General features: G+C 61.0%; 18 protein-coding genes. 10 read left to right on the plus strand and 8 right to left on the minus strand.

The genetic code is table 11. The features are described from left to right. Positions 1 to 28: 28 nt before the first annotated feature. Entirely contained in the window at positions 29 to 6223 is a 6195-nt protein-coding gene (locus EDF61_RS01535) for an Ig-like domain-containing protein (protein ID WP_133833036.1), read from the minus strand. Positions 6224 to 6574: 351 nt separating this feature from the next. On the opposite strand from EDF61_RS01535, the gene EDF61_RS01540 reads away from it, so the two are divergent. Continuing rightward, positions 6575 to 8242 (plus strand): DUF885 domain-containing protein, encoded by a 1668-nt coding sequence (locus EDF61_RS01540; RefSeq protein ID WP_133833037.1) that lies wholly within the window; start codon positions 6575 to 6577, stop codon positions 8240 to 8242. Between the two features lie 53 nt (positions 8243 to 8295). On the opposite strand, the gene EDF61_RS01545 is transcribed toward EDF61_RS01540, so the two are convergent. Then, positions 8296 to 8685 carry a VOC family protein gene (locus EDF61_RS01545; protein WP_105657125.1) on the minus strand — a complete coding sequence of 130 codons (390 nt, stop codon included), beginning with the start codon at positions 8683 to 8685 and terminating at the stop codon, positions 8296 to 8298. Between the two features lie 189 nt (positions 8686 to 8874). On the opposite strand from EDF61_RS01545, the gene EDF61_RS01550 reads away from it, so the two are divergent. The 5 genes from EDF61_RS01550 (at position 8875) to EDF61_RS01570 (ending at position 15894) form a co-directional block, all read left to right on the plus strand. Then, on the plus strand, positions 8875 to 9339 hold the full coding sequence (locus EDF61_RS01550) for a DUF2975 domain-containing protein (protein ID WP_133833038.1): 465 nt from the start codon (positions 8875 to 8877) through the stop codon (positions 9337 to 9339). A 246-nt stretch (positions 9340 to 9585) separates the two neighbouring features. Further along, positions 9586 to 10962, plus strand: coding sequence for a dicarboxylate/amino acid:cation symporter (locus tag EDF61_RS01555; RefSeq protein WP_105657123.1), 1377 nt, complete (start codon positions 9586 to 9588; stop codon positions 10960 to 10962). 3 nt (positions 10963 to 10965) lie between these two features. Next, complete coding sequence (locus EDF61_RS01560; RefSeq protein WP_105661747.1) at positions 10966 to 11748, plus strand: TetR family transcriptional regulator; 783 nt, start codon at positions 10966 to 10968, stop codon at positions 11746 to 11748. Between the two features lie 4 nt (positions 11749 to 11752). Further along, positions 11753 to 15256 carry an MMPL family transporter gene (locus tag EDF61_RS01565; RefSeq protein WP_133833039.1) on the plus strand — a complete coding sequence of 1168 codons (3504 nt, stop codon included), beginning with the start codon at positions 11753 to 11755 and terminating at the stop codon, positions 15254 to 15256. Further along, entirely contained in the window at positions 15253 to 15894 is a 642-nt protein-coding gene (locus EDF61_RS01570) for a Maf family protein (protein WP_133833040.1), read from the plus strand. The genes EDF61_RS01565 and EDF61_RS01570 overlap by 4 nt, the downstream gene beginning before the upstream one ends. A 54-nt stretch (positions 15895 to 15948) precedes the next feature. Here the strand turns inward: EDF61_RS01570 and EDF61_RS01575 are convergent, their stop codons facing one another. Continuing rightward, entirely contained in the window at positions 15949 to 16152 is a 204-nt protein-coding gene (locus tag EDF61_RS01575; protein ID WP_133833041.1) for a hypothetical protein, read from the minus strand. Between the two features lie 25 nt (positions 16153 to 16177). On the opposite strand from EDF61_RS01575, the gene EDF61_RS01580 reads away from it, so the two are divergent. Next, positions 16178 to 16696, plus strand: a complete 519-nt coding sequence (locus tag EDF61_RS01580; RefSeq protein WP_133833042.1) for a CGNR zinc finger domain-containing protein — start codon at positions 16178 to 16180, stop codon at positions 16694 to 16696. 85 nt (positions 16697 to 16781) lie between these two features. Beyond that, the gene (locus EDF61_RS01585) at positions 16782 to 17348 is read left to right on the plus strand and encodes a GNAT family N-acetyltransferase (protein ID WP_400290185.1); all 567 of its coding nucleotides are present in this window, start codon (positions 16782 to 16784) and stop codon (positions 17346 to 17348) included. A gap of 54 nt (positions 17349 to 17402) precedes the next feature. Here the strand turns inward: EDF61_RS01585 and EDF61_RS01590 are convergent, their stop codons facing one another. After that, positions 17403 to 17846 (minus strand): hypothetical protein, encoded by a 444-nt coding sequence (locus EDF61_RS01590; RefSeq protein ID WP_133833044.1) that lies wholly within the window; start codon positions 17844 to 17846, stop codon positions 17403 to 17405. 282 nt (positions 17847 to 18128) lie between these two features. Here EDF61_RS01590 and EDF61_RS01595 point away from each other — a divergent pair, with 282 nt between their 5' ends. Continuing rightward, positions 18129 to 19910, plus strand: coding sequence for an acetyl/propionyl/methylcrotonyl-CoA carboxylase subunit alpha (locus tag EDF61_RS01595; protein ID WP_166650687.1), 1782 nt, complete (start codon positions 18129 to 18131; stop codon positions 19908 to 19910). A gap of 71 nt (positions 19911 to 19981) precedes the next feature. Here the strand turns inward: EDF61_RS01595 and EDF61_RS01600 are convergent, their stop codons facing one another. From EDF61_RS01600 to EDF61_RS01615, 4 genes are all read right to left on the minus strand, one after another. Beyond that, a complete protein-coding gene (locus EDF61_RS01600) occupies positions 19982 to 20437 on the minus strand; it encodes a DUF6176 family protein (RefSeq protein ID WP_286172050.1) in 456 nt (151 codons plus the stop codon). A gap of 102 nt (positions 20438 to 20539) precedes the next feature. Next, positions 20540 to 21280, minus strand: a complete 741-nt coding sequence (locus EDF61_RS01605; protein WP_133833046.1) for an SDR family oxidoreductase — start codon at positions 21278 to 21280, stop codon at positions 20540 to 20542. A gap of 183 nt (positions 21281 to 21463) precedes the next feature. Then, positions 21464 to 22852 (minus strand): MFS transporter, encoded by a 1389-nt coding sequence (locus EDF61_RS01610; RefSeq protein ID WP_133833047.1) that lies wholly within the window; start codon positions 22850 to 22852, stop codon positions 21464 to 21466. A 335-nt stretch (positions 22853 to 23187) separates the two neighbouring features. After that, complete coding sequence (locus EDF61_RS01615; RefSeq protein WP_181148819.1) at positions 23188 to 24597, minus strand: NAD(P)H-quinone dehydrogenase; 1410 nt, start codon at positions 24595 to 24597, stop codon at positions 23188 to 23190. A 126-nt stretch (positions 24598 to 24723) separates the two neighbouring features. On the opposite strand from EDF61_RS01615, the gene EDF61_RS01620 reads away from it, so the two are divergent. Continuing rightward, positions 24724 to 25524 (plus strand): purine-nucleoside phosphorylase, encoded by an 801-nt coding sequence (locus EDF61_RS01620; protein WP_133833244.1) that lies wholly within the window; start codon positions 24724 to 24726, stop codon positions 25522 to 25524. Positions 25525 to 25556: the final 32 nt, after the last annotated feature.

Here is a 25556-nt window from a genome sequence, read left to right on the forward strand (position 1 = left end):
ACGTCTTGATGCTCGGTCGATGCCGCGCTTATCTGAAATTAACCCGGTCGGATTCCGTGCCGTCGATTTTCGCGAAGTACGGCTGGGCATATCCCGATTCGATCACGCATGGCAGGTCCTTGGAGGCCCGGCCATTGCCGTCGACGTTGAAGGTCACGTAATTATCCGAGAACATTCCCTTGGAGTGGTAGCACTGCGCCAGGTAGGTGTGGGTGCCCGGGTCGAAGTCGTAGAGCTCCACGTGGTACTTGTAGCAGTTCGGCGGGCAGGTGGAGTTCGCGTAGCCGTTGTACAACGGTCCTTCGGACAGCTTCACCGAACGGGCCGGTTTAGGATTGGTCTGATCCGTTTTGGACCAGGACTTGCTCTGGCCTTCGGTATCCGTTGCCACGATCTTGAGGGTGCGGCTCGTGGAGTAGCCCAGGTTGCTGACCTTCTCCGTACCGTCGTTAGCCGTGTTAGACCCGCCAATGGCTACCGTCTGGGTGACCTTGCGTCCGTTGGATTCGCCGGCGGCTGTATTCCAGCTGAAGGAAATCCAGTTATCGCCATGCGACGAGGAAATCTTCGCGTTGTCGCGCAGCGGACCGTAGGCGCTGGTCTGGTTGCTGGCCGGGCTGGGGTCTCCCGGGCCGGCAGCATTCAAGGCACGCACGCGCCAGGTATGCGCGGTGCCGTTGGAACCGGTGTCGATCACCGAGCCGGGGCCGCCGAAGGACTGCCACCCTCCGCCATCGGCGGAGTACTGGTATCCGGTGATCTTCGAGCCGTTGGCCGCAGGAGCCTGGAAGCCCAGTTGCACCATGCGATTGGCGCCGGTGGCCTTGGCGCTCACGCTGGACACGGCCTTTGGACGCCCGTACGGGGTCACCGCCACCGAATTCGAGCTCTGTTCCGAGCTGCCCTTGCGGTTGGTTGCCGCGATGGTGAAGGTGTAGGAACCCGAGGTGCTCAGGCCGGTGACCGACTGGCTGGTCTGGTTGGCCGCAATGGAGCCAATGGTCTTCTCCAGGGTTCCGGACTTGTAGACGCGCAGGGCATAGCCGGTGATCGGTGCGCCATTGGTGCCCGGTGCGTTCCAGGCGACGTTGACCACGCCGCCATCCACCGCGGATTCCTTGCGGGCCGCGGTGGGGGCGGACGGCTTGAACGGCTTGCCAGCCGGGGTCACGGCTGCCGAGTAGGCGCTGAAGGCCGATGGCTTGGACGCCTTGTTCACCGCACGCACGCGGACCTGGTAATCGGTGCCGTTCTTCAGGCCCTTCCAGGTATAGGAAGTGCCGGTAATGCCGGTGACCTGGGTGACGCCGTTGGCCGGTGCCGGGGAGATCTCCAAGGTGTAGCTCTGGATGGCCGAACCCCGGCTGGCGGGGGCAGTCCACTTGAAGGCCGCCTGCTGGTCGCCGTCGGTGCCGGTCGGGGCGGCAGGCTGTTCGGGTTCCACGTCCGGTCGGGCATCGGCTGACGGCGCCGAGGCCGGGGACTGGCCGATCTCGTTGGCGGCGGTCACCGTGAAGTTGTATACGGTGTCGTTGGCCAGCGGGGTGATGGTGCAGGTGGTGGTGGCGCACCGCTGGGTGTGCCCGCCGCCGGTCACGGTGTAGTGGGTGATCTGCGAGCCGTTGTTGGCCGGTGGATCCCACTGCAGCACAGCCTTCTCATCCCCGGTGGACTGGACGCGTGGCAGGCCCGGGGCTTCCGGGGCGCCCTTGACGTTCAGCGTCACGGTACCGATGACGTTGCGTGCCACGTCTTCGGTGACATCGCCAATGGTGTATTCCACCCGCATGGTGCCCACGAAGTTGTCCTTCGGGGTGATGGATACCTTGTCGCCGCTCGTTTCCACTTCCCCGGTGTCTTCCAGGGCGCGGGCGTTGATCAGGCGCAGCGGGCCTTCATCCGCGTACGGGTTGTGGTCGTTGGCCAGCACATCGACCACTTCGGTCTTGCCCTGGGCCGCATCGGCCACGTTATCGGCCACAGCTACCGGCAGCTCGCGGACCGAGCCGGTCACGGTGATGTTCATGGCGGCCGGAACCGGCGGGTTCACACCGTCGCTGACCGTGACGGTGACGGTACCGGTGGTGCCCTTCGGGGTCGAAGCTCCGGCGCTGACCTTCAGGTTATGCTCTTCGACCAGTTCGGCCTGGACACCTTGGATATCCACCGAAGAGATGGCGAACTTCAACTTCGGAACGTCGTCTTCATTGGCATCGTTGGCGGCCATGCGCAGGTCCAGGAAGGCTGGCTCCTCGCCCTGGCCCACGGCCAAGGCATTGGCCTGCAGGGTCGGAGCGAAGTTCTCTTCCTGCGGCTGCTCTTCTTCCTCTTCCTCTGGCTCTTCCTCCTCCGGTTGGCCTTCCTCGTTCTGGTTCTGGCGTTCCTCGGAATCGTTCTGGCGCGGAGCCGGGGTGACATTGATTGGCAGGGTCAGCTTGGACTTCAGGCCCATTTCATCGTCGGGGCCGGTGCCGTCGGTGACTTCGAAGCTGACGGTAGCCGAGCCGTCGAAATCGACCGGTGCACGGAAGGAAAGCTCGGTGGCGGACTTCACCAGCTCGCCGTCGTTTTGCGGCATCGAGGCCACCGACTCTTCGGTGGTCAAGCGCGGGGTGCGTCCCTCGCGGACGAGGACCAGGTCATCCAGGTTCAGTGGCAGGACCTGTCCCGCCTCGACCTGCAGATTCAGCCCGCTGCGCAGGATTGGCCGTGCTCCAGCGGTGCCTGGCACATGGACGAAGGCAGTAGAAGCCAGTTCGTCGGGGTCGGTCAGGGTGTAGGCAATGATCTGCGCGTCCTCGGTGGCGGTGACGACCAGGCCATCTTCGGTGACTTGGGCAGTAGACGGGTTATCCGGCAAGCTGATCTCCAATTCGCTGGAGCTGCCATCCGGGTCCTCGTCATTGCGCAAGATATCTACGGTCACTTGTTCATCGCCGATGACTTCTTCCAAGGAAACCCGGTCATCGCGGGCAATGGGCGCCAGCAGCTGGGCCTCTGGATCGGACTTGATGCTCAGCGTGCCCGCCGCGGTACCGCCGCGGCCGTCGGAAATCATGTAGCGCACCGAAACGTTGCCGTCTTCCGGGGGCGAGGTCAGGGTGACGCGGCCGTCAATGACTTCCACCTCCGTGCTGGCTTCGGTGGAGACTTCGCTCATCAAGGCGATCGGGTCGCCATCCGGGTCGGTGTCGTTGTCCATCACGTCCACCGCCACCGGGCGGTTGGGGCGCACGGTCAAGAAGTCGTTGACGGCAACCGGGGAATTATTCGATTCGGCAAGCGGTGCCACGCCGATCTTGATCGTGCCGGTGGCGCGGGCACCCAAACGGTCTTCCACCACGTAGCTGAATTCATCGGTGCCCGAGGCATCGGGGTTGGCCGTGTAGTCGATGGAGGCCCCGCGGATCTTCGCGGTGCCCATGCGCGGGGAATCGCCGAATTGCACGAGGGAGACCGAGTCGCCATCGGGGTCGATAGCGTCAATCGGGACCAGCACGTTGGTGCTGGAGCCGGCGAAGACCCGCCCGGTGACTGGTTCCGGGTTCGGCGGGGTGTTCTTTTCCAGGTCATTGGCTTCTGCCTCGGGCAGGACGTTGAAGGTGACGCTGGCGCTGGTTTCCTGGCCATCAGGTCCTGCCACGGTGTAGACCGCGGAAACCTGCTTGGCCTTGCCGCCAAAGTCGCCGGCGCGGAATCGAATCGTTTCGTCGGCAACCGAGATCAGGGACCCTTCTCCCAGATCATCAGCTTCTTCCAGCTCGGGACGCAAGAGCAGCTCTCCGCCGTTCGGGTGGATGTCGTTTTCCAGAACCTTGACGGTGGCCACGTCGTTCTCGCGGACGGTGACGGTGTCCGGGTTGGCCTGCGGCGGATCCATGCGTGGTGGTGCCGGAATCGGAATCACGCGGATGGAACCGGTCGCTTCACGAGAGCCATTGGACACGGTGTAGCTAATGGTGGTCGGGTCGGTGAGGCCGCGCACGTCGGTGATGCGGACAAAGGTATTGCGTTCTACGGAGGTGGAGAACGGCTTGTCGCTGGCGGTCTGCACGCCGGTTACCACCAGTACGCCACCGGCCGGGTCGGTGTCGTTGCCCAGCACGTTGACCAGTACATCCTGGCCGGCAGGCAGCAAGGCGACATCGCGTACCGCGATCGGATCCTCGGCATTTTCTTCCGGCTTCTTGATATCGATGCGGGCCAGGCCCGGGGCGCTGGCCGGGCCGTTGGTGGCCATGTATTCAACGTAGTAGGTTCCGGCGCGTTCGGCGCGCGCGGTCACGGTTCCGGTCTGTGCGTTGGTTTTGATTTCCAACCCGGGAACATCATCCACCCCGGCCAGCCGCAGTCCGTCTCCGCTGGGATCAGTGTCATTGTCCAGCGGGGAGAAACTGGCGGATTCATTGATATTGGCCACCACATGATCGGTCGCGGTCACCGGTTTCACGGTGGCGTCGGCCAAGACCTCGATCAGTATCCGGCCCTTGGTGCCCTCCTGCCCGTCGGAAACCTGGATGGCCAATTCCTTTTGCCCCAGCTTCTTTCCGTCATCCTGGAAGGTCAAGGTGCCATCGGGTTGGACGCGGATCACGTCATCGCCATCGGAGGTTCCACCGAGCAAGCGGAGGTCATCGCCTTCCGCGTCGGTCCAGTCAGCGAGCACGTTGTGGCTGACTGACTCGCCCTGCTGCACGCGCAGCACGGTGGTGCGCTTTTGTTCCGGAGCCTTGTTGGTTTCATCGTCCACCACGTTCAGCTTGACGGTCGCGGTGTCCTGTCCCCCGCGACCGTCTTTGGTGGTGTAGGAAAAACTCGCGCCGCCCCTGGCATCTTCGGGGACCACAATCTGGAATCCGGTGCCGTCATGGACCGGCTGCACGGCACCTACCGAGGGCGCAGCGCCTTCCAGGTTCGCGGTCAGCAAATCGCCGTCCGGATCCACGTCGTTATAGAGCACCGGCAGCAAGGTGGTGCGGCCGGGGCGTACCGAATAACTGTCGTCCTCGGCGATCGGCTTCTTGTTTTCCTCGGTGCGGTTGGGCAGCTCGATGGCGTCGGTGATTTCCTTGGTTTCTTCTTCCTTGGCTTCGCCCTTGCCAGCAGGCGGTTCCAGATCACTCCAGTTGCTGACGATTTCCATGCCTTCATTGGCCAACCAGACTTGCCCCGAATGCACGTCGTTGAGCACGACCACGTCCCGGTTGACGCGGAACGCCAGTTCAGCGCCTTCTGGCATTTCCGGAATTGCGGTGCTCTGGTTATGTGCCGGGTCATCGCAGAAGCGCAGATACTCGCCGCTGGTCTGCCAGGCCGCGTAGGTGCACGTTCCCACGCGCACCGGCTGGATAGGGGTGCCAGCGGTTTCCAGCTGCTCATAGTTGGTGTCCTTGCCGGACAGGCTCACCGTTGCCAGCGACTGGTCCAGGGCCACAGCAATGTTCTCGGCTGCCGGGCCCGGAGACTGGATCCGGGCGTTGGCAGGATTCTCGAGAATTGCGGAGTTGCCCTCCGAGGTGACCAGTTCGCCGGTGGCTTCATCGAAGACCACGCCGATCTTGCCGACGGCCGAAAGCTGCGGCTCCTTCATTTCGGCCAGTTCCGGAATTTCGAATTCCTGGGCGAGTTCGGCTTTCCCGTCGTCGTCCAGGGTGAAGCTGGAAAGGGTTCCTGCGCCGAGGTCTGCGGCCCAGATGGTGTCGTCGGCGCCAACCACGGCGGCGACTTCGCCCTTGGACTCGATCAGCGGTTCGGCGCCTTCGCCCTTGAAATCGGCAATCTGTTCGAGGTTGCTGGCCTGGACAGTTCCGTGTTCCGCGTCGGTGACGGCGACAACGGACGCACCGAAGGAGAAGGATGAGTTAGCTGGCAGGTTGTTATCGCCAGCAAATTGCACCATCGCGGGGTCAATAGTGGTCAGCGAGGCCTGTTCCAGGTTGCGTACCAGCACGCTTTCTTCATGCTGCACCAGGTCATAGTTGGCCAGCGGGGTGGCAACGCCACCGTCGATGGTGCGCGACTGGTAATTGACATGCCCGATCTTGCCTTCGGACTGATTGACTACCCAGACACCACCGTCGTTGAGTTCCACGTCAGCTGTTTCGAAGCCCGGATAGATAATGGCGCCGGTGACGGCAAGGGCCGCCACGACTGGGATCGCAGTCACCTTGAACCCGGTGCTTTTGAGCAGTCCGGTCCATCCGGTCGAAGCGGCTTTGGCCATCTAGAGGTCAGTCCTTGGTTTGCTGGTACGAGTGTGCGCCAGAATCCGGCCTTATTCCCCATAGCCAGACTCAACGCCCTCCAATTCTAACGAACTGACAAAACCTCCGCCATGGAGAGTTCTCCCCATGGGCACTGACTGGGCGATTCATCAACGCAATACAATTCGCGTGCTTCATCTTCATCAGCGGGAACCGCCTATGCGACCGCAGATGCCCTTTAATTCCTTTTCGGCAGGTCCAGCGGCATAACCCGCGCCTGGAAGCACCTGCTAGACGACCGCGGAAGCAGTTCAGAACGAACCTGCGCAAAAGTCTTCAACAAATCTTTCATATCAACTACTGTTAGTTACATGACATCCTCTGCACCGCACCGCGAGCCTTCGGCAATCGACCAGATCGCCGAAGCCTTCTTCGCCAAGTCCCTTGAACTGACCCCGGAATGGGGAGTTTCCCTTGGCTTGCCAGGCTACGAGACCACCTATGGCGACTACTCCCCTGCTGGCACCACCCAGCAGATCAGCTTACTGCGGGAGACTTTGGGCGCATTGGCCAACGCCACTGCGGTCGACGCAATTGACGAAGTCTCGCTTGACGCGATGACCGAGCGATTGAGCCTCGAACTGGAAATCCTGTTCACCGGGCGCACCGAGCTGAACAATATCGCCAGCGCGGCACAGGAAATCCGCTCAATCATCGATTTGATGCCGCAGGAGTCCTCCGAGGACTACGCTTTCATCGCCCAGCGAATGTCCAACATTCCGGCTGCGATTGACGGCTACATCGCATCTTTGCGTGATTCCGCTTCAAATGATCTGGTTGCGGCGCAGCGCCAAGTGTCCATAGTGATCACGCAAACCACCGATTACGCCAAGGATGGCGGATTCTTCGACCAGTTGGCCACCTCCGGCACCGCAGTGGATACCACTTTGCAAGCACAGCTGGAAGCCGGAGCCGAAGCCGCGAAGAAGGCCTACCGCAAACTCACCGCGTACTTGCAAGATGAACTCCTGGCACAGGCACCGGCCGAAGACGCGGTGGGCCGAGAGTACTACTCGCTGATGTCCCGCCGTTTCCTGGGCGCCGCAGTGGATTTGGAAGAGACCTATGCCTGGGGCGTCGGCGAACTCGATGCCATCATCGCCGAGCAGCGGCGCGTCGCCCAGCAGATCAAACCGGGCTCCACGATCGAGGAAGCCAAGAAGATCCTCAACGAGGATCCGGCGCGCAAGCTCTCAGGCACCGACGCCTTGCGGGAGTGGATGCAGGGCAAGGCTGACCAGGCCATGGCGGACTTGTCGGGCAAGCACTTTGACATCCCGGCGCCAATGGACCGCATCGAATGCATGATCGCTCCGACCCAGGATGGCGGCGTGTACTACACCGGCCCATCAGAAGACTTCAGCCGCCCGGGACGGATGTGGTGGTCGGTTCCGCCTGGAGAAGATGAATTCACCACGTGGGCCGAGCTCACCACCGTCTATCACGAGGGCGTTCCCGGCCATCACCTGCAGATCGGTACAGCCCAAATGCAGGCTTCCACGCTCAACAGCTGGCGCCGATTGATGTGCTGGGTTTCCGGCCAGGGCGAAGGCTGGGCGCTGTACTCCGAACGCCTCATGCACCAGCTGGGCTACCTCGATGACCCGGGCGATTACATGGGCATGCTCGATGCGCAACGCATTCGAGCCGCGCGAGTGGTCTTTGATATAGGAGTTCACCTGGGCTTGGAAGTTCCTGCACAGTGGGGCACCGGCACCTGGAACGCCGAAAACGGCTATGAGTTCCTGGAGAAGAATCTGGACATGTCCACGGGTCAGCTGGACTTCGAGTACAACCGCTATTTGGGATGGCCAGGCCAGGCTCCGTCCTACAAGATCGGCCAACGGCTCTGGGAGCAGATCCGCGACGATCTCGCGGCCGCCGAGGGCGAGGACTTCTCGCTCAAGGAATTCCATACCGCGGCGTTGAAGCTCGGTTCAGTTGGCCTGGATACCTTGAAGCGCGCCCTAGTGAAGTAGCCTCCAGGAAATCGGCTTGGCGGTCCTGCTTATTGGCAGGACCGCCATTCGTTTTATCCCTTGTAGCTGGAAATCTGGATCAGATTGCCACACGTGTCATCAAAGGTCGCAACCACGACGGGTCCGGCATCCGTCGGTTCTTGCGTGAACTTCACGCCCAGTGAGCTAAGACGCTCGAATTCCACCTGGACATCATCAACGGCAAAGGAAGTTGCCGGGATGCCGTCTGCTTTCAGTGCTGAACGGTACGGCCCAACGGCAGGGTGTGCTGAAGGCTCCAGAAGCACTTCAGGACCTTGCTCCTGGTCCGCTGCAACAAGGGTCAGCCAGCTGTATTCGCCCACAGGGATATCGTGCTTGACCTTGAAGCCCAGCACCTCGGTATAGAACGCTTTAGCTTTCGCCTGATCATCCACGCACACACTAGTGATATAAACCCGCATTATTTCCTTCTTTCAGTTCCGGCCCATGCAGCAACCACGGATTCCCCACGCCTTGCTGGCTTCTACCTTTCCATATGGTTCCGACAGGTCAAGATCACGGAAGCAGCACTGAAGAGCCCAGCTTCATATTCCAGGGATAAACGATTACAAGCTATTGATTAACGATAGATAATAGCCGACAATCATTAGATGACCAGTCTCGCTATTTTACCCGCCCGAATCGCACTCATCGCAATCTTCCTCGGGGCGCTCCTTGGCCAAGTGCTGATTTTGCCGATGTTCATCGAGGAGACCACCTACATTCATCCCGAAGTGGCCCATCTGGCGACCCCGTACCGGTGCACAGTGACGGCCGGGCTTGTTTTCCTGCAGATTGCCCTGATTTGTTTTTGGATCCTCATATTGAAGCTTCGGCGCCGAACCTTCTACCAGGCCAGCTCACTGCATTGGTTCAGCATTGCCATTTGTGCCGCCGCTGCAGCAACCCTGCTGGTCCTGGGGCTGGGAATTCACCTCTTGGGGTTTATCGGCGCCGGCGGTCCCGGTGTCGTCCTTGCCGTTGCCGGCGGGGCGGCACTGGGAGGAACTGCCACTTGCTTGCTGGTCGCACTTCGCGGCATGCTCGCGTCCAGGATACGAAAGCAAACTGCGTGAAGTGAGCGATGCTTCTTCAAGCACAGCCGCGGCGATTAGTCCAGCAACAATGGCACGGAGCCAAAAATTCCCATGTGAAGATCTGTGTCCTCGCACCGAAGTCTTTGCACAAATCGTGCGTCATTTCGCCGGTCCAGTGACCCTAGACACCGCTTTTCAGTGCAATAAAGCACAAACGGCGAAATACCGTCATGTTGCGTAACATAAACTGCCGCCGGCGAAGAAAAGCGCCCTAATCTTGAACGCATGTCTACTACCGCACCTTCATCTAAGCTTCCACGCTGGATGACCAATTTCGGCCCGCAGATCATTGCGGCGCTGATTGCTGGTCTTCTACTGGGTCTCCTAGCCAAGTACACCGGCAGCACCGCCGAGGAACCCAACGGGCTGGGTGAAGCCCTGTCGATCATTGGTTCCAGCTACGTTGCGTTGCTGCGCACTGCAGTGATCCCACTGATCTTCTTTGCGGTTGTCGCCTCAATTGCCAATTTGGCCAAGGTCACCAATGCGGCACGCCTTGCGTGGCAGACCCTGCTCTGGTTTGCCATCACTGCCTTGATCTCGGTAATCATCGGCATGGTTCTTGGCACCGTTTTCCGCCCCGGAGCGAATACCGGCCAGGGCATGCCAGATGAATACGATGGCAAGACCGGCGACTGGCTCGGCTTCCTCACTGGCCTGGTCCCAGCCAACTTCCTGGGTCTGGGCGCGAGCACCAAGCTGGTTGATGAAGCAACCGCTTCCACCTCGATCAGCTTCAACGTCCTGCAGATACTGGTCATTGCCATCGCCGTGGGCGTCGCTGCCCTCAAGGTTGGCAAGGCGGCCGAACCATTCCTCGCGTTCTCGGCCTCTATCCTGGCGATCATCCAGAAGGTCCTCTGGTGGATCATCCGCATCGCGCCGATCGGCACGGTTGGCCTGATCGGCAACGCTGTTGCCACCTATGGCTGGGACACTATTGGCGCACTGGGCAAGTTCACCGTTGCGATCTACGTCGGCTTGGCACTGGTGCTATTCGCGCTCTACCCGGTACTGGTCCGCGCACATGGCCTGTCAATCAAGCAGTACTTCTCGGGTGTATGGCCTGCAGTGCAGCTGGCCTTCGTTTCACGCTCTTCGATTGGCACCCTGCCATTGACCCAGCGCGTGACCGAACGCAACCTCGGGGTGCCTTCGGGCTACGCTTCCTTCGCAGTGCCGCTGGGCGCGACTACCAAGATGGACGGCTGCGCTGCCATCTATCCGGCGATCGCAGCAATCTTCGTTGCCCAGTTCTTCGGTATTGAGCTGTCCCTCACCGATTACTTCTTGATTGCGCTGGTTTCCGTATTGGGCTCGGCAGCAACCGCAGGCACTACCGGCGCCATCGTCATGCTGACGCTGACCCTTTCCACCCTGGGCCTGCCGCTGGCAGGCGTTGGCCTGCTGATGGCCGTTGACCCGATCATTGATATGGGCCGCACCGCGGTAAATGTCGCCGGCCAAGCACTGATTCCAACCATTGTCGCCAAGCGCGAGGGCATCTTGGACATCGACATGTACAACGCACCACGCAATGGCAACCCCTTCGCTGATGAAAGCATCTCAGCGGCAGATGCTGAGGCAGCTGCAACCAAGTAGGCATTGCTGAAGGAAATCGGCGCACGAGCACTATTGCTCGTGCGCCGATTTCCGGTTAAAGGTCACACGGATTCACTTTGCACAGGGTGCAACTTTGCACGTAGTGTAAGTTATGTGACTTCCCCGAGTACCGGCACCCGCCGCGAACTAAACAAACGAGCAACGAAACAAGCCATCGTTGAAGCCGTCGCGGACCTGCTTCGCAAAGGCTCTGCCACGGCGCTTACCGCTACGCAGATCGCTGAAGCGGCCGGTGTTTCGCGCCGTACACTCTTCAACTATTTTCCATCAGTAGATGCGGTCTTCTCCTATCCCCTGCACCAGGTTCTGGGAACCATGGTGGATTCCATTAGCGACCTGACCGACTCCATGCCTCTGGTCGAAGCGATCATCGAATCGCTCAAGTCTGATGACGTGTCGCAGATGCTCGGGCAAGTGGCCCAGTTTGGTGCATTCTTGCGAACGGAAGAAGCCAACTGCGGCTTCCCCGCCACGATGAACGAATGGCGGACAGCCACCACGGAAGTCATCGAAAAAGTCGCCCGCCGTTATCCGCAGGCCGACAGTTTTTCCATCAGAGTCTTTACCCATGCTCTGCTCGGCGCAGGCCAAGCAGCATTTGATGAGTGGATCGAGCGTCTGCCAGCTACCGAAACTCACGGTCTGGATATTTCCCCCGAGCTCATCTCCGTCTTCCATTCCTTGATTACCCAGGCCATGAAAACCCTTGACCAGGGTTTTACCGCCTTGCCGCTGACCAGCACTAGCACCTTGAAGGACATCTAAGCTCATGGCTTCCCTCCTCTACCGCCTCGCTCGATGGGCACACCTGCACCGCTACCGCGTCATTTCAATGTGGCTGGCGGCCTTCATCTTCATCGGCCTGTGCGCCAGCTTGTTCATGGGCCAGCTATCGAATACCTTCACCCTGCCCGGAACTGAAACCCAGCGCACCCTCGACCGGATGAAGGAAGAGCTCCCGGATCTCGCCGGCGGCTCTGGCTCGATTGTGTTCCGTGAAAGCTCGAACCGGCCGCTGAACGAAACCCAGAAGCAGGCCGTCGCCGAGTCCCTGGAACAGCTGGCCATGCAGTCCCAGGTAGTCGAAGCCATGAGCCCCTTCGAACTGCAGGAACAGCTCGATAAGGCGCAGCCAGAGCTGGAGAAAGCGCAGCAGGAACTCGTTGACGGCCAGGAAAAGCTTGACGATGCCAAGGTGCAGATTGCCGATGGCAAGGTGCAGCTCAAGGAAGGCCGCGAGGAACTCACCGATGGCTGGGCACAGTACTTTGACGGCCAGAAGGAAATCCAGGCTGCCGAGCCGCAAATTGCCGCCGCCGAAAAGCAGCTCGCCGATAGCCGCGCGCAGCTGGAAACCGGCCAGCGCGAGCTGACTTCGGGTCGTGCCCAGCTGGAAGCCGGCGAAGCGAAGTACAACGCCGGATTAGCCGAGTACAAGGACGGAACGGCCGAATACAACGCTGGCCGCGCAAAGTTCGACGCTGGCGAGCAGAAGCTCGATGCCGCTGACGCCAAGCTCGCCGCGGGTGAGAAGGAGTACCAGGCTGGCATGGAACAGCTGCTGGGCGACTCTTCCCGCGAAGAATTCGACGCAACCCTGTCGGCCGGCAAGGAAGAAGCCACCACGGGTCTGAAGTCAGCTGAAGATGGCCTGGCCGCCGCACAGGCCGGACTGGCCGAGGCTGAAGCCGCTATCGATGATCTGAAGATCCAGGTTGCAGGCGTGCAACAGCAGCTTGATGCCGCTGAAGAAGCTGGAGATGAAAAGAAGATCTCCGAATACACCGCTGCGTTGAATGCCCTGCAGGACGGTCTCGCCGAAGCCGAAGCCGGCAAAACCTCGGCTGAATCCGGCATCGCCCAAGCGACCGCCGGCAAGCAGCAGGCCACCGCCGCACTGGGGCAGATCGCCAAGGCCGAAGCCGGTTTGAAGCAGCTTGACGCCGCCCGCAAGGAACTCGACGCTGGACAGGCCCAGGCCAAGGCAGGCCATCAGGAACTGGAAGCGAACCGCAGCCAGCTCGGTGCCGCCAAAACCCAGCTGGACGATGCCAAGGCGCAGCTGGATGCAGCGAAAACTGAGATCGCCAGCAACAAGGTGAAGCTGAGCGAGGGCCAGGCCGAGCTCGATGCCGGCAGGGCCAAGTTGGAGGCCGGGCAACGTGAATTCGATGCCAAGAAGGCCCAGTTCCTTGCAGGCAAGGCCGAGCTGGCAGAAGCCAAGAAGCAGCTTGAAGACGGCGAAAAAACCATCAAGGAAAAGACCGCCGAGCTTGAGCAGGGCGAGAAGGACATAGAGCAAGGCCTGAAGGATCTGGAATCCGGCCGAGCTGAACTGGAATTCGCTTCGCGCCAGGTGGGCGCAAGCTCCGATATGCGTTTCGTTTCCGAAGACGGCAGTACTGCAGTTTCTCAGGTGACCTTCAAGGTCCAGACCGACGCTTTGACTCCCGATGACCGCGAGCAGATCAAGGCTATCGCCGCAGGTCCCCAGGCTAACGGCGTGGAGGTGCTGTTCTCCAAGGAGATCATGCAGGACATGTCCCAGGTCTTCGGAGCCTCAGAAATCATTGGTGTGGTCATCGCTGCCATTGTCCTGATCGCCATGCTCGGAACCTTGGTCGCCGCCGGACTGCCGCTGTTGCTGGCGATCCTCGGTGTGGGCGCTGGCGTGGGCACTACGATGGCCTTCTCCTCGCTGATTGACATGGCTTCGATTACCCCTGCCCTGGCTCTCATGCTGGGCCTTGCAGTGGGCATCGACTATGCGCTGTTCATCATCCACCGCCACCGTTCGCAGCTGCTGTCCGGCATGGAGGTCGGAGAGTCGATTGCACGCGCCGTCGGAACCAGCGGCAACGCTGTAGTCTTCGCTGGTCTGACCGTGATCATCGCACTGGCCGCACTGGCTGTTCCAGGACTTCCGTTCCTGACCGTCTTGGGCCTGTCGGCCGCGTTCACCGTGTTCTGCTCGGTGCTGCTGAACATCACTTTGCTGCCAGCACTGCTGTCCCTGGCCGGAACCAAACTGGTTTCCAAGCGGGCCCGCAAGAAGGCAGCCGCGGATGCCGAGAATCCCCAGATCAAGGAATCGTTCTCCATTCGCTGGGTTCGCATGGTCACCAAGATCGCTGTTCCGGTGACCCTGCTGGTGATAGTCGTCCTGGGTGCCATCGCCCTGCCGGCTACGCAGATGCGAACTGCATTGCCTGATGGCAGTGCGGAACCTGCCGATTCGCAGGCCTTCCAGGCCTACGAGCAAACCAGCGACAAGTTCGGTTCCGGCTACAACGGCCCGCTGCTGGTCTTAGCTGATCTGCCTGCCGGGCTCAGCGAGCGCGAAGCTGAGGAAACTAGCCTCGACGTGGCCGAGAAACTGCGCGAATACAACGGCGTGGTGGCCGCAATTCCAGTCACCATGACCGAAGACCGCACCTTGGCAGCCATCCAGGTGATCCCTACCGATGGCCCTTCCTCGGAAGCTACCGAAGCGCTGGTGCACCAGCTGCGTGCGGACTACTCGGAGTTCTCCGAGGCCACGGGTGCCGACATTGCCGTGACCGGCCAGGTTGCCGCGCAGATTGACGTCTCCGAAAAGGTCACCGCCGCCCTGGTCCCGTACCTGAGCATCGTGGTTGGCCTGTCGCTGATCCTGCTGCTGCTGGTCTTCCGTTCGGTCGTGGTTCCATTGCTGGCCACCGGCGGCTTCCTGCTCTCGCTGGCCGCGGCCTTCGGCGCCAGCGTCATGGTTTACCAGTTCGGCTGGTTCTCCGGCCTCTTCGATGTGAACGTTCCCGGTCCGCTGCTCAGCTTCCTGCCGATCCTGCTCACCGGCATCCTGTTCGGGCTGGCCATGGACTACCAGGTCTTCCTGGTCTCGGCGATGCGCGAACGCTACGCTCACGGCGAGCCGGCCAAGGACGCGGTCCGCTCCGGTTTCTCGATGGCCGCACCGGTTGTCACCGCCGCCGCGCTGATCATGATCTCGGTCTTCGCCGGCTTCGTGTTCTCGCACCTGGCAATGATCCGCCCGCTCGGTTTCGCGCTGGCTTTCGGTGTGCTCTTCGATGCGTTCATCATCCGCATGACCTTCATTCCGGCAGTGATGCACCTGCTGGGCGACAAGGCCTGGTACCTGCCTAAATGGCTGGACAAGATCCTGCCGGATGTTGATGTTGAAGGATCGAAACTCAACGATATGCTGGATTCCGGGGAAAACAATTCCGCTGATAGTTCCAGCCAGGACCAGGCCAAGGAGAACGCCGCCGTATGAGCGAACAGATGAAAACAGGACCCCGGTTGCTGCTGGCTTCCGCTTCGTGGGGACGCAAGAAGGTTCTGGCCGATGCGGGCATCAAGTTCACCACCCAAGTTTCCGAGGTGGATGAAGATGCGGTGCTGGCAGCCGCAGTGGCCCGCAATGGCGAGCAGAGTCCAGCGCAGACCGCATTGCTGCTGGCTCGTGCCAAGGCCGAGAACGTGGCCCAGGCAGATCATGCGGATGGCACCGTGGTGCTGGGCTGCGATTCGGTCTTCGAACTTGATGGTGCGGCCTACGGAAAGCCGCACACCAAAGAGGTAGCCCGCGAACGATGGCTGCAGCTGAGCGGTTCTACCGGAATACTGCACTCAGGCCATTGGCTGATTGATCCCGCCAATCCGGAACAGGCCCGCGGCCAGGTATCTTCCACCGTGGTGCATTTCTCCACCGTGGATGATGCCGAGATCGAGGCTTACGTCGCCAGCGGGGAACCGCTGCCCTGCGCCGGGGCATTCACCATTGACGGGCTGGCTGCAGCCTTCATCGAGTCCATCGAAGGCAACTTCCAGAACGTCGTCGGATTGGATGTCTTCGTGCTGCGCGGCCTGCTGGCCCAAGCCGGGATCAGCATCGTGGATCTCTGGAAATAATCCGGTTCCGGCCGGCAGATGGTGCCTTCCGCCCCAAAGCGGATGGCACCATTTTCATGCCTGCAGTTCCCTGCTCAGCAGCGTCTGTTCGCGCCCGAACCCACGCTGGATCATGATGTGGCGCCGGCAGCGGCGGCAATGGAAGTATTCAACAATCCCGGCGGAAGTCCGATGGCTGGATCCGATCTCCCAGCAGTGCTCATGGACATCGGTTTCCTGCCCGGAATCAACGGCTTGGCTGTGCTGTGCAATAGTCATGGCTCCAGCATGATGTAATGTTCTTATGCAACTCAACCCTTACGGAGAATATGCGGTGCTCCTCGCTGCGTCTCTGGCCAATGACTGGCCATCGGACCGCGACGGCATCGAACAACGCACCCGGCAGAGCGGCATGACCATGCCTTTTCCGCGGTTCGCCTCGGACTATGCCGAAACGCGCGCGGTGGTGGATGACTGGCTGGACATCGTTGATGCGCCGTCCGATCCCGAGCGGGCGCTGCTGCTGAATTTGCAGGCGGCTCGCGCTTCCGCCTATCCGCGCCTGGTGGACCACGATGGGGAGGGTTGGCACCTGCACTATCGCGATGACGGCCAGAGCATGCCCCAGGTGCTGCGCTCGGTCTTCTGCGTGGGCACGGCATTGCACCTGACCACCAGGGGCATGCACCGGCTGCGGCGCTGCGAGGCCGCACCGTGCGGCCACGTGGTTGTGGACGTGACACGCAACGGGCGCCAGCGTTTCTGCTCGGTGCGTTGCGCCAATCGCGCGGCCGTCAGGCGGCACCGCGAACGGCAGGCGTAGCTGCCAGGGCTGATTCATGCCAGGCCGGAACCATGGCGTGGCGGCGCACGGCGGGAGGCCGGGTTGGCTTGGCTAGGATATGGATGTGACTTCAGCTATCCGTTCCGCGCGCCGCGCGGATATTCCCAGTGCGTCCTCTACTTTGGCCGAGGCGTTTGCGTTCTACCCCTGGACACGGTGGAGCATTCCAGCCGATCGCTACCTGGAGCGCTTGGAACGCCTTCAAGCCGTCTACCTTTCCCACGCTCTGGAGCATGGAGTCGTCCTGGTCAGCGAGGACCTCGACGGTGTCGCTGCGCTCCTGCCACCAAGTTGTCCAGAGCCTGGCTTGGGCATGCAGGAAGAGATTTCGCAGCTGATGGGCGATCGCTTGGAGATCGCCTACGGAGCCGACCTGCCACAGCGGCCTGAGAACGCGTGGGACTTTGCCACGCTTGGGGTTGCTGGATCCAGCGTTGGACGGGGTCTTGGTTCGGCACTCATCAGCCGGTGCCTGAACCATATTGCCGCGTCGGACTATCCCGAGGTGTCGCTGGAAACATCCAACGAGAGAAACGTCCGCCTATACGAGCGGCACGGTTTCGAGGTATTGCATCGCACCGCGATAGCAGAGGGACCTGTGGTGTACACCATGGGCGCCAACCTTGGATAACCCAATCCTGCAGGCGTCAAGCGGCCCTTCAGGAATCCCTTGGCTTCCGGCCAGCTAGAACACCAGAATGTTCTCGTGGATCCTGGTCCAGCCCGCCTCTTCCAAGTCCGAGAAGTCGGCTCCGGCCCGGACCAGCATCATCCTCGTTCCAGGGGCGCTCACTTCGACGATGGCATCCGCGTCCCCGGCCCCGCCGCATCCGCCAGCTGCGGAAGCCTCTCCCTGGGCGAATTTGAACAGGCAAGCCGTTTGCTCATCTGCCGATGCGGTGGCGAAGTAGTCGGCGTTGCCGTGCGTGACCAGAAATCGCACGGATTGCATCCCAAGGTTCTCCAAGTGGCTCCTATCCCCCGGCCACTGGTCGGCTCCAGCCGGATCGCGGTCAAGCGCCGGGATGCCGGTTGCGCTGGAACAACCGGCCAAGGCGAGCAGTCCAGCAGCCAGCAGCGCACAGAGCGCTTTGCCTCGATTTCCCACGGCGGCCTCCTTGTTTTCCATCTTGGCGATAGCCTAGTTCGCCGGGTGCGCGAAGACTAGGGCAGATGCCAGCGCTGCCGGCACACCAGCGGAGAGCCGCGCCCCTTTCCAGGCCTCGCGGGCGACAGGGTCTACAAGCCTCGCGGGGCAGGTTCCGCGAAGAGCCAGTACGAAGCTCCTTTGTAGGATTCCTCCAAAAAATTCGCCCTAACACCCTCGTTCTAGGCGATAACTACATATAGTTCCCACAAAAACGATAGGCTCGTAGCTGAGAAACCCTATTTTTAAAAGACAAGGTTCATGATGAATCCATTGACGAAGGTGCTTATCGCCAACCGCGGCGAGATTGCAGTGCGTATTATCCGTGCCGCACGCGATGAAGGAATCGAGTCCGTTGCGGTCTATGCCGACTCGGATCGCGAAGCCCTGCATGTGCGTCTGGCTGATGAAGCCTACGCGCTGGGCGGTACCACCGCCGCTGAATCGTACCTTCGCATTGAGAAGATCCTGGACGCGGCTGAACGCTCCGGCGCCGACGCGATCCACCCGGGCTACGGCTTCCTCTCGGAGAACGCCGAGTTCGCCCAGGCTGTTATTGACGCGGGCTTGACCTGGATTGGCCCTTCGCCAGAGTCCATCGACCAGCTCGGCGACAAGGTCAAGGCCCGCCACATTGCTGAAAAGGTGGGCGCTCCGCTGGTTCCCGGCACCAAGGATCCGGTGGCCTCGGCCGACGAGGTATACGCCTTCGCCGACGAGCACGGACTTCCACTGGCCATCAAGGCTGCCTACGGTGGCGGCGGACGCGGCATCAAGGTGGTCCGCAACCGCGAAGAAATCGGCGAGATGTACGACTCGGCAGTGCGTGAAGCTGTAGCCGCTTTCGGCCGCGGCGAATGCTTCATCGAACGTTTCCTGGATGCACCGCGCCACGTGGAGACCCAGTGCTTGGCCGATATCCACGGCAACGTGGTTGTCGTTTCCACCCGCGACTGCTCGCTGCAGCGCCGCAACCAGAAGCTGGTTGAAGAAGCGCCGGCCCCGTTCTTGAGCGAAGAGCAGACCACCCGGCTGTACGAAGCTTCCAAGGCCATCTTGCGCGAAGCGAAGTACAACGGCGCAGGCACCTGCGAATTCCTGGTAGGCCAGGATGGCGCCATTTCCTTCCTCGAGGTCAATACCCGCCTGCAGGTTGAGCACCCGGTCTCCGAGGAAGTCACCGGCCTGGACTTGGTGCGCGAGCAGTTCCGCATCGCCCGCGGCGAAGAACTGGGCTACACCGACCCGGAGATCCGCGGCCACTCCTTCGAGTTCCGCATCAACGGCGAAGATGCCGGCCGCAACTTCATGCCGACCCCAGGCACCATCTCCAAGATGAACCTGCCATCGGGGCCCGGCGTTCGCGTTGACTCGGGCATCGAGCAGGGCGAAAGCGTTTCGGGGAACTTCGACTCGATGATCTCCAAGCTGATCGTCACCGGCAGCACCCGTGAAGTGGCTGCGGCTCGTGCCCGCCGTGCGCTGGAAGAATTCCAGATCGAGGGCATGGCTACCGTGCTGCCATTCCACCGTGCAGTGATGAGCGACCCATCGTTCGTTCCGGCCCAGGGGCCGTTCAAGGTCCACACCCGCTGGATCGAAACCGAATTCGATACCGCCATCGAGCCCCACCCGATGCCAATGGACGGCGAGGACGCAGCCGAAGACGAGCGCACCAGCGTGACCGTTGAAGTTGGCGGCAAGCGCCTGGAAGTCACCCTTCCTTCGTCGCTGGGCTCGGTATCCTCCAACGGTGCCGAGAAGGCCGCAGGCAAGAAGAAGCGCAAGCCGGGCCGCAAGGCAGCCAGCTCCGCTGGCGCGAACAGCGCAGAACTGCGTTCGCCGATGCAGGGCACCATCGTGAAGGTTGCCGTTGAGAATGGCGAGGCCGTGGCCCAGGGCGATCTGATTGTCGTGCTGGAAGCGATGAAGATGGAGCAGCCAATTACTGCGCACCGTGATGGCGTGGTCAGCGGCTTGGAAGTTGCCCCGGGCGAGACCCTGTCCTCGGGCGCGGTCATCGCTTCGATCGAAGAAGCCAAGTAGCACTCGTTGGTATCGACGCAGGGCCTGGACAGATATGTCCAGGCCCACCGTCGTTCTGCAACTGGAATCTTCTACTCTGGCACCTGTCCATGTTCTGCCCAGTGCGCCATGGATGCCCTGAGATGATCGGGCATGAGCAGGAACTTCGGTTCAAGCTCTTCCCAGCCAGGCATTTTCGCCTGGCGGCTAGCCGCCTCGTGCGCCGCATCGATATCCTGCTGCGCATCGAGCCCACCGCCGTTCTCGCCTACCAGGCTCAGGTGGTAGATCCATGTTGAACCATCGGCTTCCACATGCCTGAATGTTGCTTCCAGCGCTGCCCGTTGTGCCGATAAGGATGCTTCGCATTCCTCGTAGCGCGCATTGAGCATATCCATCCAGGCTCCAAAGTTCTCCTCCTGCCCATCCTTGATCCTTGAACGGCTCAGCTCCAGCCGCATGCCTTGCGGCACTGAAGCCGGCATCGCAAAGCCGGGAAAGTCCCGAGGCGTGGGATTGTAGGGAACATGCGGTTCTTTTTCGTCCATGACGTGATGCTTCCAGAATCCGCCTGTTTTGTCACGGCTATTCGGAGGCTGGAAGTTCCCGCATGCCAGCCAGTGGATACTGAATAAGGAGGCTGGTTCGGGCTACTGCCGAGCTAGCCAGGCATCGAAGGTTTCGTGGCCCAGCCGGGCGGAACCGCCTGGCAGCAGTCCCCCGTCACGCATGGCCTTGCCCATGGGGCCAGGAACAGGCACTTCAACCATCTTCGGAGACCTGCCTTGGGCCTGCAGGTACTTGGCAAACAGGGCGGGAGCGTACTCTTCTTGCGGCCCAGCAAGGTCTTGCACCACGCCCTGCGCCGGCCCCTCAGCAAGATCCACTAGTGCCGCGGCCACTTCGATGCCCGCGATGGGCTGCATCCTCATTTTCGGCGCCATCTGCACCGGACCCGCGCCCAGACGCTTGATATTCTGACCAACGAATTCGTGGAATTGGGTCGTGCGCAGCAGGGTATAGCCACCGGGAAGCATTTGCAGCATCCGCTCTTGCACGGCTTTGCCCGCGTAATAGCTGGAATCCACTGTGGCCGCTCCGATGATCGAGAGCGCCACGTGGTTCTGCACCCCGGACTCGCGCCCCACGCTGACGAGGTTGGCCGTCGATTGGGTGAAATACCGCATGGATGCAGCAGAGCTGGTGGTGGAAACTCCGGAAACATCGATGACCGATTGGCAGTCAACCAACCACTGCTTTACCGCGTTGCGGTTCGCCAGGTCGCATCCCATGGACCGTGCGAGCACCACTGGTTCGTGGCCAGCACTCTTGAGTTTCTCGACCACCAGCGTGCCGATAGCGCCGGTGCCTCCCGCAACTGCAATACGCATGAGCGTTCCCTTTCGGTATTGGATATTCCGCGTCCCATGCTTCCATGCCGCGCATCAAGTTGTCAGGGGTCGATGGCCCTTTTCAGCTCGTATTCATCCAGGCTGCACGGAAACGGGAAACGGCTCGGCGAATCATCATGGCTTGATGATTCGCCGAGCCGTTCCCTCAGCAAGACTGTCGAACTACTCGACCCACTCTTCCATGTCCATGTCAGAGGTATCGCGTGTCATGAACAGCGCGACCAAGGTCAGTACCGCGCCAAGTGCCAAGTACAGGCCAACGCCGGTGGTGTTGCCCGCACCGGCCTTCCACAGGGCTACAGCCACGAAGGAAGCAGGAGCCGCACCGATCACCGAGGACATGTTGTAGGCAACAGCCGAGCCGGTGTAGCGGACATTGGACGGGAACAGCTCAGGCAGATACGCAGCCATCGGACCGAAAGTCAGACCCATCAGGGTGAACCCGATGATCAGCCCGGCCATGGCAGCGCCCTGGCCTGGACCGAAGAACAGGGTCCACGACAGTCCGAAGACGAAGATGCCCGCGGTAACCCAGATCAGGAACTTGCGGCGGCCGAACCTCTCAGCCAACGGGCCCGAAACCACGGTGAAGATGCCGAAGAAGACGACGCCGATGATCAGCATGGTCAAGAAGGTCGGGCGTTCAATGCCCAAGCCCGGAACGAAGCCTGCGGCGTCAAAGGCCTTGCCCTTGGCTTCAGCGGCAGCAGTCGCCTGCTCGACGGTAGACGGTTGGGTGCCGTAGGTCAACGTGAAGGAGGTCATCAGGTAGAACAGCACATAGGTTGCCAGCATGATGAAGGTACCGGCCAGGGTTGGGCGCCAGTGCTTCTTCATGGTCACCGCGAACGGCGACTTCACTACCTTCTTCTGGTCCAGGACTTTCTTGAAGGACGCGGATTCAACCAGCTTCAGGCGTACCCACAGGCCGATGATCACCATGACTGCCGAGAAGTAGAACGGAACGCGCCAGCCCCATGCCATGAATTGCTCTGCAGTGCAGAAGGTTTGCAGGGCCACGAACATCAGGTTCGCGATGATGAAGCCGATGGGCGCGCCCAACTGGGGGAAAGTGCCGTAGATGGCGCGCTTGTTCTTCGGCGCATTCTCGGTTGCCAGCAGCGCAGCGCCGGACCATTCGCCGCCCAGCGCCAGCCCCTGGGCAAAGCGCAGCAGCACCAGTGCGGTCGGAGCCAAAACGGTCCAGTTGCCCGCGGCCGGCGGCAGGAAGCCGATCAGGAAGGTGGCAATGCCCATCAGCAGCAGCGACGCCACCAGGGTGCCCTTGCGGCCGAGCTTGTCGCCGTAGTGGCCGAAAATGATCGAACCCAGTGGACGAGCCACGAAAGCCACGCCGAAGATCGCGAACGATGAAAGGATCGCGTTGATGGTGGAGGCGTTAGGGAAGAACAACGCCGGGAAAACGAGAACCGACGCGGTGGCGTAGGCGTAGAAGTCGAAGAATTCGACAGTGGTGCCAATCATGCTGGCAAACAGCACGCGACCGCGGGTGTTTTCCTTCGGCGCCACTGCTTGGTTAGCCTGCGACATGGAGGCTGCTCCTTAGAGTGAAAGTACGAGTCAGATGTTCATTTACGTTGCCATAATCGTAAACCTCGGTGACCAGTATTCGGATATTGATGTCCAGTATTTGGACACCAGATGAAATGAAACTGAACAGCAAACAGCAATTCACGGGCCTACTAGCAGGAATATGCGCTTCCACATATTGAGACGTGACCTGAGAAAACAGTTTTTACACTTATATCAGAGTCGGTCGCCAAAGTGAATGGCGTCACAAGAGCTTGTATTACGGCATTAATGGCAGAAGGACGGCATCTCCCTGAATGCAAGGGAAATGCCGCCCTGGAAAAGTTCTTCAGAACCTACCGATGACGGTGCAGGCGACGTGCCGCTTCAGCCAGCGAACCGGACAACGACGGGTAAACGGTGAAGGTTTCAGCCACGTCATCAACATGAAGGCTGTTCTGGACTGCCAATGCCAGCGAGAAGATCAGCTCACTCGCACGCGGAGCAACCACAACACCGCCGATGACGGTGCCCGAGCCCTTGCGGGAAACGATCTTCACGAAGCCCTGGTCCACGTTCATCATCTTGGCGCGAGCGTTGGTGTTCAGGTCAACCTTGATGATGTTGGCCTGGTACTTGCCTTCGGCAACCGCACGCTGGGTCACACCCACGGTAGCGATTTCCGGGGAGGTGAAGACGTTGGATGCCACGAGATCCAGGTTCAATGGCTTTACCGAGTCGCCGAGCAGGTGGGCCACGGCGATGCGTCCCTGCATGGCTGCTACCGAAGCCAGGGCGAAGACGCCCGTGCAGTCGCCGGTAGCGTAGATGTTGGTTGCGGTAGTGCGCGAAACGCCATCGACCTTGATGTGGCCTGAGTCAGTCAGCTGCACACCGGCTTCTTCCAGACCCATGTTGGCGGTATTGGGGATGCCGCCCACTGCAACCAGGCAGTGGCTGCCTTCGAGCACGCGTCCGTCCGCCAAGGTGACCAGCACCCTGTCGCCCTGGCGCTCCACGCCCTCGGCGCGAGCCTGGGAAACAACATTGACGCCGTTGTCCTTGAAAGCATCTTCCAGCACGCCCGCCGCGTCTGCATCCTCGCCGGGCAGCACGCGGTCGCGTGAGGAAACCAGCGTGACCTTGGCACCGAGCAAGTTGTACGCCGAAGCGAACTCGGCACCGGTAACGCCGGAGCCTACAACGATCAGGTGCTCAGGCACCTCGTTCATGTTGTAGATCTGGGTCCAGTTGAAGATTCGCTCGCCATCAGGCTTGGCGGTAGGCAGTTCGCGCGGATGGGCTCCCACGGCAATCAGCATGGCGTCCGCTTCGATTTCCTGCTCGGAACCATCCGGATGCGATACGGCAACCGTGTGGTCGTCAAGCAAGCGGCCCTCGCCGATCACGATGCGCACGCCAGCGCGTTCGAGGGTGGTGCGGATATCCGAGGACTGCTCCTTGGCAAGATCCAGCAGGCGGTGGTTCACCACCGAGAAGTCGGTGACGGCCGAGTCGAGGCCGTCAACGTGGACTCCAAAGGTCTCTGCGTGCTTCACCCGGCGCACTGCGTCCGCCGTAGCGATCAGGGTCTTGGAGGGCACGACGTCGGTCAGCACCGCTGAACCGCCCATGCCTGCACGCTCCACGACGGTGACATTGGCGCCCAGCTGGGCTGCACCCATGGCAGCTTCGTAGCCGCCAGGTCCTCCGCCGAGAATAACTAAACGGGTTGCTTCATTCCTACGATCTGCGCTCACATTCACTATTGTTCACCATGCACGGTGATTGCGCACATCGAAGCACGATCCCGGAACGTGATTTTGAATCTGAAGCACTAGTTTCACCTGACAAAGCGCCCCGCTACCGGTAGCGTATTTCCCGTGACTGATATGCAAAATGACCCACAGGTCCTGGCGGCACAAGCTGCCCAGGCAATCGCCGAACAGACCGGCGTCGAAAAACACGACATCGCGGTGGTCCTGGGCTCCGGTTGGGGCCAGGCCGCCGAACTCATCGGCGAAACCACCCACACCCTGGATGCCGCCTCCATTCCAGGCTTCCATGCCCCGGCCGTACCCGGGCACAAGGGCAGCATCTCCTCGATCCTGACGTCCACTGGAAAGCGGGTCCTGGTTCTGGGTGCCCGCACCCATTACTACGAAGGGCGCGGCGTGCGCGCTGTCGTCCACCCCATCCGCACCGCGGCAGCTGCCGGCTGCGAGCAGCTGGTGCTCACCAACGGTTGCGGAGGCCTGAATCCGGACTGGACCCCAGGCACCCCGGTAATGATCTCGGACCACATCAACTTGACTGCCGCCTCCCCTTTGGAGGGCGCGACCTTCGTTGACCTGACCGACCTGTACTCCTCGCGCCTGCGCGAGATTGCCCTCGCAGTTGATCCGACCCTGGATCAGGGCGTGTACGCGCAGTTCACCGGACCGCACTACGAAACCCCGGCCGAAGTCCAGTACGCCAAGGTGATCGGTGCTGATCTGGTCGGCATGTCCACCGCATTGGAAGCAATAGCCGCCCGCCATGCAGGCATGGAGATCTTCGGCATTTCCCTGGTGACCAACCTGGCCGCCGGCATCAGCCCGGTGCCGCTGAGCCACGAGGAAGTCATCGAGGCCGGCCAGGCCGCCGGTCCGCGCATCTCCAAATTGCTGGCACAGATCATCGCGAAGCTCTAAGCCTCGCATTATCGGCGCAAAGAAGCAGTCAG

The sequence above is a fragment of the Arthrobacter sp. JUb115 genome (assembly GCF_004365035.1).
Classification (GTDB): Bacteria; Actinomycetota; Actinomycetes; order Actinomycetales; family Micrococcaceae; genus Glutamicibacter.

What these genes read in the sequence shown, in the direction of transcription:
- EDF61_RS01535 (WP_133833036.1), bottom strand. Translation starts at nt 6,223, where the DNA reads ATGGCCAAAGCCGCTTCGACCGGATGGACCGGACTGCTCAAAAGCACC.
- EDF61_RS01540 (WP_133833037.1), top strand. Translation starts at nt 6,575, where the DNA reads ATGACATCCTCTGCACCGCACCGCGAGCCTTCGGCAATCGACCAGATC.
- EDF61_RS01545 (WP_105657125.1), bottom strand. Translation starts at nt 8,685, where the DNA reads ATGCGGGTTTATATCACTAGTGTGTGCGTGGATGATCAGGCGAAAGCT.
- EDF61_RS01550 (WP_133833038.1), top strand. Translation starts at nt 8,875, where the DNA reads ATGACCAGTCTCGCTATTTTACCCGCCCGAATCGCACTCATCGCAATC.
- EDF61_RS01555 (WP_105657123.1), top strand. Translation starts at nt 9,586, where the DNA reads ATGTCTACTACCGCACCTTCATCTAAGCTTCCACGCTGGATGACCAAT.
- EDF61_RS01565 (WP_133833039.1), top strand. Translation starts at nt 11,753, where the DNA reads ATGGCTTCCCTCCTCTACCGCCTCGCTCGATGGGCACACCTGCACCGC.
- EDF61_RS01570 (WP_133833040.1), top strand. Translation starts at nt 15,253, where the DNA reads ATGAGCGAACAGATGAAAACAGGACCCCGGTTGCTGCTGGCTTCCGCT.
- EDF61_RS01575 (WP_133833041.1), bottom strand. Translation starts at nt 16,152, where the DNA reads ATGACTATTGCACAGCACAGCCAAGCCGTTGATTCCGGGCAGGAAACC.
- EDF61_RS01580 (WP_133833042.1), top strand. Translation starts at nt 16,178, where the DNA reads ATGCAACTCAACCCTTACGGAGAATATGCGGTGCTCCTCGCTGCGTCT.
- EDF61_RS01590 (WP_133833044.1), bottom strand. Translation starts at nt 17,846, where the DNA reads ATGGAAAACAAGGAGGCCGCCGTGGGAAATCGAGGCAAAGCGCTCTGT.
- EDF61_RS01595 (WP_166650687.1), top strand. Translation starts at nt 18,129, where the DNA reads ATGAATCCATTGACGAAGGTGCTTATCGCCAACCGCGGCGAGATTGCA.
- EDF61_RS01600 (WP_286172050.1), bottom strand. Translation starts at nt 20,437, where the DNA reads ATGGACGAAAAAGAACCGCATGTTCCCTACAATCCCACGCCTCGGGAC.
- EDF61_RS01605 (WP_133833046.1), bottom strand. Translation starts at nt 21,280, where the DNA reads ATGCGTATTGCAGTTGCGGGAGGCACCGGCGCTATCGGCACGCTGGTG.
- EDF61_RS01610 (WP_133833047.1), bottom strand. Translation starts at nt 22,852, where the DNA reads ATGTCGCAGGCTAACCAAGCAGTGGCGCCGAAGGAAAACACCCGCGGT.
- EDF61_RS01620 (WP_133833244.1), top strand. Translation starts at nt 24,724, where the DNA reads ATGCAAAATGACCCACAGGTCCTGGCGGCACAAGCTGCCCAGGCAATC.